Source organism: Paenalcaligenes niemegkensis, from assembly GCF_022230885.1.
GTDB classification, from domain to species: domain Bacteria; phylum Pseudomonadota; class Gammaproteobacteria; order Burkholderiales; family Burkholderiaceae_B; genus Paenalcaligenes; species Paenalcaligenes niemegkensis.
This window is the reverse complement of record NZ_JAKGCT010000004.1, coordinates 2110761-2125041: the sequence shown is the minus strand read 5'-3', so window position 1 is coordinate 2125041 and position 14281 is coordinate 2110761. Positions and strand designations below refer to the sequence as shown.

The window sequence follows — 14281 nt, the reverse complement described above, 5'->3', positions numbered from 1 at the left end:
CCAGCGCATCATAGGTAGGTGCGGATATGCTGACTAAGTAGGCGAAAGCACCAATAATTCGTGCCTGTATACTCAGCCAGCCGTGATCTGTTATCCAACAAGGGGTGACCCCTGCTTGTCTGCGTCTTAAGTGTGTGCCAAGGCGCAGCGTCTCGATATTGTGGTGGTCCGCGTAAGGCTTATATGCCCGGGACCGTTGCTAGTCTTTAGAAAAGGTTGATGCATGCCTAGTACTATGGAAGTGACTGCAAGTGTGCTGTTTGCCATTGCCGTCATTCATACGTTTTCAGTTCCTGTTTTTGCACGTTTGGCCGATCGTGGTGGCTCTCATTCTGGCCTTTGGCATTTGCTGTCCGAGGTTGAGGCGGTCTTCGGAGTCTGGGCTTGTATCCTGGTGGTTTATATCGCGACCTTTATCGGTCTGGACACCGCTATCGAATACATGAATACCCGAAACTTTACTGAACCGGCTTTTGTATTCGTGATCATGGTGGTTGCAGCAAGCCGGCCCATTCTCGAGCTGGTATCGAAAATCGTCAATGTATTGGCTGCTATCGTCCCATTGCGTCGAGAGTACGCAATGTTTTTTATCATTATGTCGGCTGTGCCTTTGGCCGGTTCACTAATTACTGAGCCGGCCGCCATGACCTTGGCCGCCTTGATGATTCGTGATCGGTATTTCGAGAATGCCACTCGTGAAAGCTTCAAGTATCTGACTTTGGGCGTGCTGTTTGTGAATATTTCCATAGGCGGAGTGTTAACTGCCTATGCCGCTCCACCCGTCCTCATGGTGGCCCAAACCTTTAATTGGGACACCATGTTCATGTTCACGCACTTTGGTTGGCGCGCTGCTACGGCGGTTATTATTAATGCGGCCCTGCTGACCTTTATATCGCGTGAGTCGCTCGTAGCCTCAGGAGCCAGTGCGCTTGAGGCAGAGCAGGCGAAGGCAGAGCGCTCATCGGTACCTCTTGGCGTGATAGCGATTCACTTGCTGTTTTTGTTGGGGGTTGTGCTGTCGGCTCACTATCCCATCATATTTCTGGCACTGTTAATGCTGTTTGTGGGTTACACCCAGGCGTATAGCGTTCATCAGAATCCTTTGATGATTCGCGAAGGTCTAATGGTCGGGTTTTTCCTGGCCGGACTGGTGGTGCTCGGCGGCCTGCAAAAATGGTGGTTACAAGATCTGCTAGGGGGCTTATCGCCAGCGGTACTGTTCTGGGGGGCGACGGCACTAACTGCCATTACCGACAATGCGGCGCTGACGTATCTGGGCTCTCTGGTCGAGGGCACCGGCGAACTGTGGCGCTATATGCTGGTAGCTGGTGCGGTAACGGGTGGTGGTTTGACAGTAATTGCGAATGCACCTAATCCGGCTGGCTTTTCTATCCTGAAAGGTACCTTCGCTAACGGCGCCATCTCTCCGCTGCGTTTACTTGGCTCGGCCGCCGTACCTACGATTATTGCTGCCGTTATGTTTTTGTTACCGACATCGTTTGTCTAAATCTGAACAGGGCCCGTTTTGAACGAAATGCAACGGGGCCGTGGACCGCTTTACTGCTCAAATCGTGCGGTAAGTTGGTAAACGGGCTAAAATTAGCGTTTTAGGGGTTTAACGCCAGACCGATTGCGGCTTTTGCGTTAAACCTTTGGTCTTTCCTATCGTCTTTAGGTTTAAGTCGTGCCTATTTATGCTTATCAATGCAGCAACTGCCATCACGAGCAAGATGTGCTGCAGAAAATGTCTGATCCGGTGCTTGAAGTTTGTCCCGCTTGCGGGCAGCACAGCTATGTGAAGCAGGTAACTGCAGCAGGTTTCAGACTCAAGGGAACCGGTTGGTACGTGACCGACTTTCGAGATAGCGGCAAAAGTGCGGGCACCTCAGAAAGTGCAGGTGCTGCAAGCAGCTCCGCCTCTACCGACAGTAGTTCAAGCTAAGTATCATGCGTTTTTTTAAGCGTTTCTTTATTACCGGGCTATTAATCTGGGTACCGTTAGTCATAACGTTCTGGGTTATTGCTTTGCTTATCAGCACCCTCGAAAGCTTTGTGCCGTCGTTTTTAGCTTCCGAGGCCCTGTTTGGGGTAAACATACCTGGTTTTCGAGTGGCGCTTGTGCTTGTTGTGGTGCTGGCAACAGGGTTGGTAACCGCCAACTTTCTAGGCCGTACCCTAATTGAGCACTGGGAACAGCTTTTAGGTCGTATCCCGCTGGTGCGTTCTATTTACAACTCAGTAAAGCAAGTCAGTGATACTGTGTTAGCACCTGACGGACAGGCATTTCGCGAGGCGGTGTTAATTGAATACCCACGCCGGCACGCCTGGACTATTGCATTTTTAACCGGGGCACCGGGCGGTGAAGTGGCTGAAAAACTAGTGCACGATTGCATCAGTGTCTATGTACCCACGACGCCTAACCCAACCTCGGGATTTTTTTAATGGTGCCGCGTTCCGACGTTATTAAGCTCGACATGAGCGTCGACGCGGCGCTTAAATATATTGTTTCGATGGGTGTGGTGGTGCCGGCAGAACGTCGTGCTCACAAAAGTAGTCTAGCCTTGCCACACGAGCCTGATGTAGAAGCGTCGGCGCCGCGTGACGAGCAGACCTGACCCCATCCTTTTATCGTTTACTTAGGGAGTCCTCCTAGATGCGTACCTGCTATACCGGCGAGGTCAACACCCAATATTTGGGACAAACCGTAACGCTTTTTGGCTGGGTACATCGCCGACGAGATCATGGCGGTGTTATTTTTATCGACTTGCGTGATCGAACCGGCCTGGCGCAGATTGTAGTAAATCCAGAGAATGCCGAAGCCTTTCCGGTTGCCGAGCGCATTCGCAATGAATATTGCTTACGCGTCACAGGCGTGGTGCAGGCTCGTCCAGAAGGAACGGTCAATACGGATCTGGCCTCAGGCGAAATCGAAATTGTCTGTACAGAAATTGAAATTCTGAACGCTTCTGTCACGCCCGCATTCCAGCTCGACGACGACAACCTGTCTGAGACCACCCGTCTTACGCATCGGGTTCTCGATTTACGTCGCCCACAGATGCAAAAAATTTAATGCTGCGCTACCGTGTGGCAATGGAAGTGCGTAAGTATCTGGACAGCCTGGGCTTTATCGACATCGAAACGCCTATGTTGACCAAAAGCACACCTGAAGGCGCACGTGACTATCTCGTGCCTTCCAGGGTAAATCCAGGCGAGTTTTTGCATTGCCGCAGTCGCCCCAGCTCTTTAAGCAGATGCTGATGGTCTCGGGCTTCGATCGTTACTATCAAATCACCAAGTGCTTTCGCGACGAAGATTTGCGTGCTGACCGTCAACCTGAGTTTACCCAAATTGATTGCGAAGTTTCCTTCCTGGACGAAGTTGAAATTCGACAGATTTTTGAGGACATGATCCGTCATGTCTTCACGACGGTTAAAAATGTAGAACTGCCTAAGCCTTTCCCCACCATGACGTGGGCTGAAGCCATGAAACGCTTTGGCTCTGATAAGCCGGATCTACGCGTCAGGCTGGAATTTACCGACGTAGCCGAGCTCATGCGCAGCGTCGACTTCAAAGTCTTCTCCGGTCCCGCCAATGATCCCAAATCGCGGGTTGTCGCTTTGCGGGTTCCTGGCGGCAGCGCCATGTCCCGTAGCGAAATTGACGCCTACACCAAGTTTGTGGGCATCTATGGCGCTAAAGGCCTGGCCTACATCAAAGTTAATGACGCTGCGTCTATTCCCGCCGGCTTGCAGTCACCCATCGTGAAAAATATCAGCAACGAGGTGCTTGCACAGCTGATCGAACGCACGGGTGCCGAGAATGGCGATTTGATCTTCTTTGGTGCCGATAAAACCCAGGTGGTAAACGACGCGATGGGGGCTTTGCGCATCAAGATCGGACATAGTGATCTTGGCCGTGCAAATGGTCTTGTCGAGGAAGGATGGAAGCCATTGTGGGTGGTCGACTTCCCAATGTTTGAGTACGATGAGGAAACGCAGCGCTATTACGCCGCTCATCATCCGTTCACAAGCCCCAAAAATGGGCACGAAGACTTGCTCGAAAGCGATCCTGCCAATGTATTGGCCAAGGCTTATGATATGGTTCTGAACGGCTGGGAGATGGGCGGCGGGTCGGTGCGTATTCACCGCGCAGATGTCCAGACTAAAGTCTTTGCTGCGTTGGATATTGGTGCTGAGGAAGCTCGTGAAAAGTTCGGCTTCTTGCTTGATGCCTTACAATACGGTGCGCCACCGCATGGTGGGGTGGCATTTGGGCTGGATCGCCTGATCACCATGATGGCGGGTGCAGATTCCATTCGTGACGTGATCGCTTTCCCTAAAACGCAGCGCGCTCAGTGTCTATTAACTCAGGCTCCGTCGGCTGTAGACGAGAAACAGTTAAAAGAGTTGCACATTCGTCTACGTCCGCAGGAAACGAAGCCCGCTTAGGGAGTTTACCGTGGCTGTAATACGGGTTGTGAGTTACAACATCCACAAAGGCCGTACGGCCACGGGGAACCGTGAGTCAATGGATGCCCTGAAGCTGGGGCTCTATGGCCTGTCACCTGACCTGCTTTTTCTTCAGGAAGTGCAGGGGCGCAATGATTTGCGCGCCACGCTTGATGCGCAGCACGAGCTCTTGGGGGCCGTGCTGCGCATGGATAACTGTTATGGGTGTAATGCCATTCGCGAGCACACCGATCACGGTAATGCGTTGCTGTCGCGCTTTCCCATTCTGTATTACGAAAACGAAGACATTTCCGATCACAGGCTTGAGCAGCGGGGCTTGTTGCATGCCGTGGTACAAGTGGAAGATCGCCATGTGCACTGCCTCGTTGTGCATCTGGGGTTGTTTTCTGGCGGTCGCTCCCGACAAATTATGGCATTGGTCGATCGTATCAATCGCATCGTTCCTGAAGATGAGCCGTTGTTGATTGCCGGTGACTTTAACGACTGGAACAATCGTCTGGCCCCTATCTTTGTAAAACAGCTCGGTTTATACGAGGTGTTCTCGTTTGCCCCTGAAATGTATGCCAGTTCGCGCTTTAAACTTCGCCAGCCCATGCAGTGGCTACGTGGGGCGCGCGGACAGCCTGATTATGATGTAAGCGCTCCGGTGCTGGGCGTGGATGGTAACGCACGTCTTAGTCTGCCGCCCCGTACCTTTCCTTCGGCTTTTCCGTTTTTGCGTCTTGATCGAATCTACCAGCGTGGTTTTGCTGTGCGCAGTGCGAGAGTGTTGCAGGGTGCGCCATGGAAGCAGATTTCCGATCATTCGCCTATTCTGACCGAGCTCGAACTGCCTTAGCGTGGCAAAAAAGCGATGCCTCAGGTGTGCATTACTTTTGTCTTAATGGATACGCGCTGTAGGGGAGTTGTTGGATCTCGTAGGCAACAATGGTAAAACCAGTTGCTAGAGGCAGCGCTCGTGCCCGGTTCAGATAGAAAGTCATAGTGTGACCTTATAGATCTCGTTGCAACAACTTGAGATTTTTTATATTTACGGTACATTAAGTATATACAACTAAATTGCATAACTCAGGAGGGTTGATTTGATGAAAACCAAAGCAGCAATTGCATGGAAAGCGGGCGAGCCGTTAACCATTGAAGAAGTCGACTTGCAAGGCCCACGTGCTGGCGAGGTTTTAGTCGAAATTAAAGCGACGGGTATCTGCCACACTGACCTGTACACTCTGTCCGGAGCCGATCCTGAGGGGCTGTTTCCCGCTATTCTGGGTCATGAAGGCGCAGGGGTCGTGATGGAAGTCGGCGCTGGTGTTACGTCGCTGAAGCCCGGTGATCACGTCATTCCCCTTTACACGCCAGAATGTCGTCAATGCAAGTCTTGCCTATCGCAAAAAACCAACTTGTGTACCGCTATTCGTGCCACGCAGGGCAAGGGTCTGATGCCTGATGGTACTTCGCGGTTCAGTATCGATGGCAAGCCCATCCATCACTACATGGGTACGTCTACGTTTGCAAATCATATTGTGGTCCCAGAGATCGCACTGGCAAAGATTCGTAGCGATGCACCGTTTGACAAGGTTTGCTACATAGGCTGTGGCGTGACGACGGGTCTGGGGGCAGTGCTCTTCACGGCAAACGTAGAGGCCGGTGCCAATGTGGTTGTGTTCGGGCTGGGCGGCATTGGCCTGAACGTAATCCAGGGCGCAAAAATGGTGGGCGCTGACAAAATTATCGGTGTCGATCTGAATCCCGAGCGTGAAGCCATGGCCCGACGCTTTGGTATGACCCATTTTGTTAACGCTGCAGAAGTTGAAAATGTAGTCGATCACATTATTCAGCTGACCGATGGCGGCGCCGACTACACCTTTGAGTGCGTCGGCAATACCAAGGTAATGCGTCAGGCACTTGAATCTTGCCATCGCGGCTGGGGCCAGTCTGTCATTATCGGCGTAGCCGAAGCAGGAGCCGAGATTTCAACCCGTCCATTCCAGCTGGTAACAGGCCGGGTCTGGAAAGGTTCGGCCTTTGGCGGGGCTCGTGGTCGTACTGATGTACCAAAAATTGTAGACTGGTACATGGATGGCAAAATCAACATTGATGATTTGATTACCCATCATCTACCGCTTGATCGCATTAACGAAGGCTTCGACTTGATGCAGCGCGGCGAATCGATTCGCTCAGTGGTCGTGTATTAACCACCAGGCATTACGCGTTTGTCTAGCACGGGTTGCGTAGGATAAGTCCAGGCAGCCCGTTTTTAATGGTGGCTTGACTCCTTTACCGGGGCCCAGCTCCTATTCGTTTTACAGGGAATTCACATGCTTAGTCAGTTGGAACTTATCAGCGAACACCGTTGTTTCGATGGATGGCAGCGCTATTATCAGCACCCATCCCAGACCATTGGCTTACCCATGCGCTTTTCAGTGTATCTACCGCCTCAGGCAGGTGCGGACGCAGCAAAAAATGCAGAAAGCGATGCCAATGTTATGGGGTCAGCCAAATTACCGGTGCTCTTTTTCCTGGCAGGCTTAACGTGTACCGAGGAAACATTTATGACTAAGGCGGCTGCCCAGCAGTATGCAGCCGAGCACGGTATTATCTTAGTTACGCCGGATACCAGCCCTCGTGGCGCTGGGTTTCCGGGCGAGGATGATGGTTGGGACTTCGGAACGGGGGCTGGCTTTTATGTAGACGCAACGCAGTCGCCCTGGAGCCAGCACTATAGAATGGAAAGCTATGTGGTCAGCGAACTTTACGACATCGCCACCACGCTTCTTCCAGGTGATGCTGAGCGGGTTGGTATCTTTGGGCATTCAATGGGTGGTCATGGGGCGCTTGTATTGGCGCAGCGTTATCCGGGCAAGTTTAAGTCTGTCTCGGCGTTTGCTCCTATTTCAGCGCCCACCCAATGCCCTTGGGGCGAAAAGGCCTTCAGCGGCTATCTAGGCAATGATAAGTCCACTTGGGAGGCTTATGATGCAAGCTTGCTTATGCAAAAGCAAAGCTCTGCACCGTATCCTGAAGGGATTCTCGTCGACCAAGGCCTGGCAGACCAGTTTTTGGCCGAGCAGCTTTATCCTGAAGCCCTGGAGGAAGCGTGCCAGAAAGTAGGGCAGCCTTTAACCTTGCGCCGACACGAAGGCTACGATCACAGTTATTATTTTATTTTGAGCTTTATTGCCGATCACATGAAATTTCATGCCGAACGGCTGTGACAGTTAACTTAAAATAAAGGGTTGCGGCGCATCTTCGGATGCGCTTCTTTTTTAAGACAGCATGGCAAGCGCTTCAAAAATACATACCAAAATTAAATACGAACGTTGGTAAGTAATGTGAATTTGATGTAAAAACGCCTAAAAAACTGAACTTTTTAGTGTAGAAACTATCCTACATGACGTACTTAAGGAACTTAGCACTCTATGGCTTTGAGTGCTAAAATTGAATTATAGTTTTAGTGCAGATGTTGCCCCCTTGTACCAGTGTGAGTGCGGGAGGCAACCTTTACAGGACCATTCATGACCCAAACTTCGCAATCCTTGGCCCTCGCTCCAGCGCATCAACTGGCTGCTGCGGTATCCAATCCGGGTGCCCTGGGCACAATTGAAGCCTATATTTCTGCAGTCAATGCTCAACCCATGCTCAGCCCCGACGAAGAAGTTGAACTGGGCCGCCGCCTACAACAAGGCGCCGACCTAGAGGCCGCACGTCGGCTCATCATGTCGCATTTACGATTAGTGGTGTCAATTTCTCGTCAATATCTAGGCTACGGTCTGCCCCATGCCGATCTTATCCAGGAAGGTAATATCGGGCTGATGAAAGCCGTAAAACGTTTTGATCCCGAGCGGGGTGTGCGCTTAGTCTCGTTTGCAGTGCACTGGATCAAAGCAGAAATTCACGAATATGTGGTGCGCAACTGGCGTCTGGTAAAAATTGCCACGACCAAAGCACAACGCAAGCTGTTTTTTAACTTGCGACGTATGCGCCCAGAAGATGGACAAACCTTGAATCCCGACGAGATCGATCATATTGCCCGCGAGCTCAACGTGCGTCCGCAAGATGTCAGCGAGATGGAACTTCGCATGTCTGGTGGGGAATTCGCTCTCGAGTCACAAAATGACGACGAAGACAATTTTGCTCCTATCGCCTACCTGTCTGACGAAGGTGAGTTCGAACCTTCTCAGGTACTTGCCGAGCGGGCAGTAAAGACGCTTGAAGGTGAAGGTCTGGAGTCCGCACTAGAACAGCTGGACCCCCGTTCGCGCCGAATCATTGAAACACGCTGGCTACAAGATGATAAAGGCCTGACCTTACACGATCTGGCAGCCGAGTATGGTGTCTCTGCCGAACGTATCCGCCAAATTGAAGTTGCCGCCATGAAGAAAATGCGCGGGCTTTTGCAGTCGGCGGCTTAAGATCAAAATGAAATTTTTTTTACACTTTAAATATTAGCCTTGCTGAACTTAAGCCAAGTGCATCTGACTAACTTATATCAACAGCGCAATCGCACTTCCCTGAGCATTGCGTTGTGGTGCATCTGCTTCGGCTTCTCCTCTTCCCCTCCCTATTGAAGCGGATGCTATTGGGACACCAGCATTGGTGTCCCTTTTTTTGCCCGACTTTGGTCTGACTTGTCTGTCTGCTATCTTGATTTCACCCGCCCCCGTGTTTTTGAACATAAACACGCTGCGGGGTAAGCGGTTTTTTAACTTGCTGTGGGCAGTAATTGCTTAATGTCTTGAGATATTTCCTCTGGCGTCGCATCGCCACGTAAAAGCACGCGGGCTTCGCCCTTGCCGTCCAGAATATAGAACGAAGATGAATGATCCATGGTGTATTGCTCGGGTGTGGGGCCAGGAACCTTGGCGTAGAAGGCCTTAAAAGACTGAGCTGTTTTGTGCAATTGGGCAGGCGAGCCAGTTAAACCCAGGAAGCGCTCATCAAAGGCACGTACGTATTCTGCAATGATTTCGGGGGTGTCTCGTTCGGGATCAACGGTAATTAATAGCACTTGGACCTTATCGGCATCATTTCCGAGGAGCTCCATAGCTGCCGCCAACTGGCTGAGCGCGGTGGGGCAAATGTCAGGACACTGGGTAAAACCAAAAAATACCACTACGACTTTACCGCTGAAACTCTCAAGCGTACGCAAGTTGCCTTCGCCGTCTACCATGGTCAAATCAGCACCTAAGTTCGAGCCGCTGATATTGCTGCCGTTAAACTGCATTTCTTCAGCACTTGGGCTGCAAGCGCTGAGAATAAATACCATGGCCGCTAAGGCGAAGATCTGTGCGTAGCTTCTTAAAGAAAACGTGGGGAATGCAGACATAGAGGCAGCTTATAGTAGTAATGGACCATCCGTTTTAGAGCAGCACTGCCCAATGGTCAAGTAAAAGCGCACCAAACAGCAGGGCAAGATAAACAATTGAATACTTAAAAACTTGCCTGGAAAGCTCGTCTGAATAGTTACGGTGCAAGCGCCATGCATAATGGATAAAGCGCCCGCTTAGCAGCACTGCTGCGATCGCGTACACAGGTCCGCTCATTCTGATGACAAAGGGTAAAAGGCTAGCTGCAAATAAAATCAGGGTATAGAGCAGAATATGCAGGCTGGTAAACGGTTTACCATGCGTAACGGGCAGCATGGGCAGGCCCGACTTCTCGTAATCACGTTGACGATACAGCGCCAGTGCCCAGAAATGGGGAGGCGTCCAAATAAAGATAATCAACACAAGAAGCCATGCCTCGGCGGGCACCGCGTTGGAAATGGCAGCCCAACCCAAAGCCGGCGGCATAGCCCCGGATAAGCCGCCGATGACGATGTTCTGTGGGGTCCTGGGCTTTAGCACGACGGTGTAAATAATAGCGTAGCCAATGAATGTGCAGGCGGTGAGCCACATCGTTAGCTCGTTGACGAACACATAAAGCACAATCATGCCGCTAAGGCCTACAAGCGCAGACATGCTAAGTACCTGCGAATTGCTGATGCTTCCGCTGGCGGTAGCACGGCGGGCGGTGCGCAGCATACGAGCGTCTACCTCGCGTTCAATTAGGCAGTTAATGGCAAAGGCTGCTGCAGCCAGTAGCCATATGCCGATGGTGGCAGCTACCACGATGATGGGATCAGGCAGGCCCGGACTGGCCAGAAACATACCGATAACGGCACAGAACACGGCCAGTTGGGTGACTCTGGGTTTAGTCAGCACCCAATACTGGCGCCAGAGCGAACTTGAACTAGCAGTTACGGTCGTCATACAGCGTACCCCTTGGCTAAGGTTTTAGAGTGCGATGTTCGGACTAGCAAGGTGACACAACACAGCACCATCCCTGCGGCCCCACCATTATGCAACACAGCGATAAGCAGAGGCCATTTGAAAAATATGGTGGTGAGCCCTGTAAAAAGCTGCAGGCACAGCAACAACAATAGCAGTCTGGCGGGTCCTTGCAAGGCGGGTTTCTCCCGTATTTTCCATGCCGTTGCCCCTACAAACAAAAACACGACGAAAGCGAAATTGCGGTGGCTCCAATGAATTGCTGTCAGGGCTTCCCGGGAGATCAGTTCGCCGCTGGGTAATTTGCCTAAGCCGCGGATTAAGGAGTAACCGCTGCTGAAGTCCATTGGCGGAAATACCTGGCCGTGGCACAGGGGAAGTCCATGCAGGCTAGTGCAGCGTAATTGGTGCTGACCCAGCCACCCAGTGCAATTTGCGCCATTAGCAGCACAAAGGATACGATCACGAGCGGGCGCCATCGTCGGTCTTCTGGTTGGAGGGTATCTGGAAGGCGTTCACGAGCAGCCAGCCATGTTAGTAGTGACAGTACCGTCATGCCTCCCAGCAGATGAGTAGTGACGATCACAGGCATGAGTTTATGGGTAACTGTCCAGGCTCCAAACGCGCCTTGTACGCACACAGCGATGAGCGCAACCCACGCAATGACTGGGGTACGCTCAGTGACATGCCGGTAGCGGGTTGCCATATAGACAATGATAATAATCAATAGGCCCAGCGTAGCCCCTACATAGCGGTGAATCATTTCTATCCACGCTTTGCCGTGACTGACGGGGCCCCAGGGCATGGCTTCATAGGCCTGCTGAATTAAGGCGTTGGCGCCTATAGGACTGAGCTTTCCATAGCAGCCCGGCCAGTCTGGACACCCCAGACCTGCGTCAGCCAGACGCACGAAAGCGCCGAACATAATAAGGTCTACCGTCAGAAACCATGTGAAAAACACAAGGCGCCGGTATCGCTTGCGTATGGCGTCATCGCTCATAAATTAGCCTACGCGTGAATGATAAAGTAGTTTGCTAATGTCTTTACGTACCTTCAGCGGATCGGCATCAGGAGGAAATTCCAGCATCAGGTTGCCCATCGGATCAATGACCCACATGCCTGTTCGCAAGTGCTCTGTTTGTTGTGCTGTCGAGAGGGACGGAACGAGTAGCGCGGCGGCAGTCTGGTCGTCAGTGCGTAAAATATGCGTGCCAGTGTAAGCTTCCAGTATCTGAGGGCTGGGCGTGGCTTCATCTGTAACCAGCCAGACTCGAGTTACACGATCTACGTTTTTGCCCTGGCTTGCGTGTGAATTACGCAAAATAAACAGTTTTCGCACGCAGGCTTCATCGCAATCGCCACTGTCTACGCTGACCAGTACCCACTTGCCTCGAAGTGAGTCCATGTCGAAGCTTTCGCCCTCTAGCGTGCGAAAAGAGGTGGGGGCCACGTCTAAAACGGGGCGCTGCTCAAGCAGCTGGCCGTAGTTTGAGCTTTCTGCCGGACGCAAGCCGATTCCGGGTACGAAGTACGCCAATGCTGCAAAGGCCACAGGTGCCACGCACACCAGGGCAATGAGAACGATAGGGGTGATTGAGCGTTTTGAAGTCTCGTTATGCATCTGTGTCTCTTGAAATCATCTTTGAACGGCGCGAACGCCAAAGCAGCAAGATGGCTGCTGCTCCGGCAATCGTTGCGAAGCTGAACCACTGTATGGCATAGCCACGATTTTGGTGTGCATCTAGATTGGGCTGTGGCCAGTCCTGAATCAAGCTAGGGTTTTCGCTAGGGGGGATACTTGCTGCTGCAGCAGAACATAAGGGCGCAGCCGCAAATTCGAAACCCGTTCCAGGTCGGCAATCTGAAGGTTCTGGACAGTGGGGATTCGTCCCCCAGCTGAGGGCAGGGTAGAGGGTAAAGACTCTGCTTCAGGACCCCACAGGCGCATGAGCTCATACATCCGGGGCACGTGACTGCGCAGCTCTCCTTGTATTGATACCGCTTCTTCAGCTTGAAGGGGAGGTAAAACGGGTTGGGATGTGGTGCGTGCCAGCCAGCCGCGAAGCACCAGTACCGCTTCGTTGTCATCGGAGTCTAATATCAGGGGCGTGGCTACCCAATATCCGGGTCTGCCTTGATAATTCCGATTTTCTAGGAGTACAGTTAAGTCTGGACGCCAATAGCCGGTTGCGCGTGAGGGTTGCCAGTTGTGTGTGTTGCCCGGGGCCGAACTCAGGTCTATCAGAGGCTGATTGCGGCCAGCTGTAATTTCTTCGGTCAAAGCAACACGTTCAGCGGCCCGGCTTAATTGCCACTTGCCCAAACTCATGCAAACGGCGCTTAGTGCCAATAAAAAAACAATTGCAGCAATGTTTTTTTTACTCATCCGTTGCAAGCCGTGACGTCATCATTGTGATTAGCTGGAGGCAATATGCATGTGCTGATCGTAGTAATGTTTTTCGTGATCATTCTGAGTATGGCGGTATCCCTTGTGTTCTTGTTAAAAGACAAGCAGGGCACCAATAACCTTGCTGTAGCCTTGACGTGGCGCGTGGGGCTGTCGATTGCATTGTTTCTTGGCGTGCTAGGCGCCCATGCCCTGGGGTGGCTGCCTAGCACTGGTTTTCCGTAACTTAGAACCAATATACGTATAGATACAAGCCCAGCCAGACCACGTCAACAAAATGCCAATACCAGGCGGCTCCTTCAAAGCCGAAGTGGTGTTTGGCACTGAAGTCGCCCCGTGCCAGGCGTATCCAGACTACGCTTAGCATGGTGGCGCCGACTATGACGTGAAAACCGTGGAAGCCTGTCAGCATGTAGAACAACGCACCGTACGACCCTGAGCTAAAACGCAGATTAAGCTCAGAGTAGGCGTGCACGTATTCGTAGCCCTGGCACAGAACAAACAGAAAGCCCAGGATTACCGTTAAGCCGAGCCAGCGAACGGCCTTGCTACGATCAGCCGCACGAACAGCGTGGTGTGCAATCGTTAAGGTTAGTCCTGAGGTCAGCAGCAAGGCCGTGTTGATTGTAGGCAGCCAAAAAGGGCCTACAGTTTCGAAAGGAGCGATAATTCCGGCGGGCCCGACGTTTGGCCAGGTTCCCGCAAAGTCAGGCCAAAGTAAATGACGGTGATCCAGATCGCTTAGCCAGGGTGTGGAAATCTCTCTCGTGTACCATAGCGCGCCGAAAAAGGCCGAGAAGAACATGACTTCCGAGAAAATGAACCACGCCATAGCCCAACGATAGGAATAGTCGACCCGGCTACTGTTTAGCCCTGCTTCCGATTCGCTGATGGCCTCGCCAAACCAAAGATACAGCGAAAGAAAGAAACAGAACAGGCCTGCGAAAAAACCCATTTCCCGCCGGGGAACTGGTTGATCCATAAAGCCGCCCCCAGCAGTCCTACCAGCATGGTCAGGCTGGTACGCACCGGGTGCGAAGATAGTCCAGGTACAAAGTAGTACGGTGCCTCTTTGGTCTGAACCATTGGTTGGGCGTCCATGCTCTTCTCCTTTGTTAAGGCATCGTCTTGATGCTGCC

Annotated in this window: 11 protein-coding genes and 4 pseudogenes; 9 read left to right on the top strand and 6 right to left on the bottom strand. The window is 52.0% G+C overall.

What is annotated here, in order from left to right; genetic code table 11:
• Positions 1-223 precede the first annotated feature (223 nt).
• The 8 genes and pseudogenes from L1889_RS14370 to rpoH all read left to right on the top strand — a co-directional run bounded on the left by L1889_RS14370 (position 224) and on the right by rpoH (position 8878).
• The gene (locus L1889_RS14370) at positions 224-1507 is read left to right on the top strand and encodes a putative Na+/H+ antiporter (RefSeq protein WP_238665672.1); all 1284 of its coding nucleotides are present in this window, start codon (positions 224-226) and stop codon (positions 1505-1507) included.
• Between the two features lie 177 nt (positions 1508-1684).
• Positions 1685-1942: an FmdB family zinc ribbon protein gene (locus tag L1889_RS14365; protein WP_238665671.1), complete on the top strand. Its 258-nt coding sequence runs from the start codon at positions 1685-1687 to the stop codon at positions 1940-1942.
• A gap of 5 nt (positions 1943-1947) precedes the next feature.
• A pseudogene (locus tag L1889_RS14360) lies at positions 1948-2615 on the top strand (DUF502 domain-containing protein).
• Between the two features lie 38 nt (positions 2616-2653).
• Positions 2654-4448, top strand: a pseudogene (gene aspS, locus L1889_RS14355) (aspartate--tRNA ligase).
• A 10-nt stretch (positions 4449-4458) separates the two neighbouring features.
• Positions 4459-5307, top strand: a complete 849-nt coding sequence (locus L1889_RS14350; RefSeq protein ID WP_238665670.1) for an endonuclease/exonuclease/phosphatase family protein — start codon at positions 4459-4461, stop codon at positions 5305-5307.
• Between the two features lie 247 nt (positions 5308-5554).
• Positions 5555-6661, top strand: a complete 1107-nt coding sequence (locus L1889_RS14345) for an S-(hydroxymethyl)glutathione dehydrogenase/class III alcohol dehydrogenase (RefSeq protein ID WP_238665951.1) — start codon at positions 5555-5557, stop codon at positions 6659-6661.
• Between the two features lie 123 nt (positions 6662-6784).
• Positions 6785-7681 carry an S-formylglutathione hydrolase gene (gene fghA, locus L1889_RS14340; protein WP_308217651.1) on the top strand — a complete coding sequence of 299 codons (897 nt, stop codon included), beginning with the start codon at positions 6785-6787 and terminating at the stop codon, positions 7679-7681.
• Between the two features lie 300 nt (positions 7682-7981).
• Positions 7982-8878, top strand: a complete 897-nt coding sequence (gene rpoH / locus L1889_RS14335) for an RNA polymerase sigma factor RpoH (protein WP_238665669.1) — start codon at positions 7982-7984, stop codon at positions 8876-8878.
• A gap of 290 nt (positions 8879-9168) precedes the next feature.
• Here the strand turns inward: rpoH and L1889_RS14330 are convergent, their stop codons facing one another.
• The 5 genes and pseudogenes from L1889_RS14330 to L1889_RS14310 all read right to left on the bottom strand — a co-directional run bounded on the left by L1889_RS14330 (position 9169) and on the right by L1889_RS14310 (position 13121).
• Complete coding sequence (locus tag L1889_RS14330) at positions 9169-9792, bottom strand: SCO family protein (protein ID WP_372871646.1); 624 nt, start codon at positions 9790-9792, stop codon at positions 9169-9171.
• 34 nt (positions 9793-9826) lie between these two features.
• Positions 9827-10717 carry a heme o synthase gene (gene cyoE, locus L1889_RS14325; protein ID WP_238665668.1) on the bottom strand — a complete coding sequence of 297 codons (891 nt, stop codon included), beginning with the start codon at positions 10715-10717 and terminating at the stop codon, positions 9827-9829.
• Positions 10714-11735, bottom strand: a pseudogene (locus L1889_RS14320) (COX15/CtaA family protein). Before L1889_RS14320 ends, cyoE begins: the two are co-directional and overlap by 4 nt.
• 3 nt (positions 11736-11738) lie before the next feature.
• Entirely contained in the window at positions 11739-12356 is a 618-nt protein-coding gene (locus L1889_RS14315; protein WP_238665667.1) for an SCO family protein, read from the bottom strand.
• Positions 12357-12503: 147 nt separating this feature from the next.
• Positions 12504-13121, bottom strand: a complete 618-nt coding sequence (locus tag L1889_RS14310) for an SURF1 family protein (RefSeq protein WP_238665666.1) — start codon at positions 13119-13121, stop codon at positions 12504-12506.
• Positions 13122-13166: 45 nt separating this feature from the next.
• On the opposite strand from L1889_RS14310, the gene L1889_RS14305 reads away from it, so the two are divergent.
• Positions 13167-13367 carry a DUF2909 domain-containing protein gene (locus L1889_RS14305; RefSeq protein WP_238665665.1) on the top strand — a complete coding sequence of 67 codons (201 nt, stop codon included), beginning with the start codon at positions 13167-13169 and terminating at the stop codon, positions 13365-13367.
• 1 nt (position 13368) lies between these two features.
• Here the strand turns inward: L1889_RS14305 and L1889_RS14300 are convergent.
• A pseudogene (locus L1889_RS14300) lies at positions 13369-14243 on the bottom strand (cytochrome c oxidase subunit 3).
• Positions 14244-14281 lie beyond the last annotated feature (38 nt).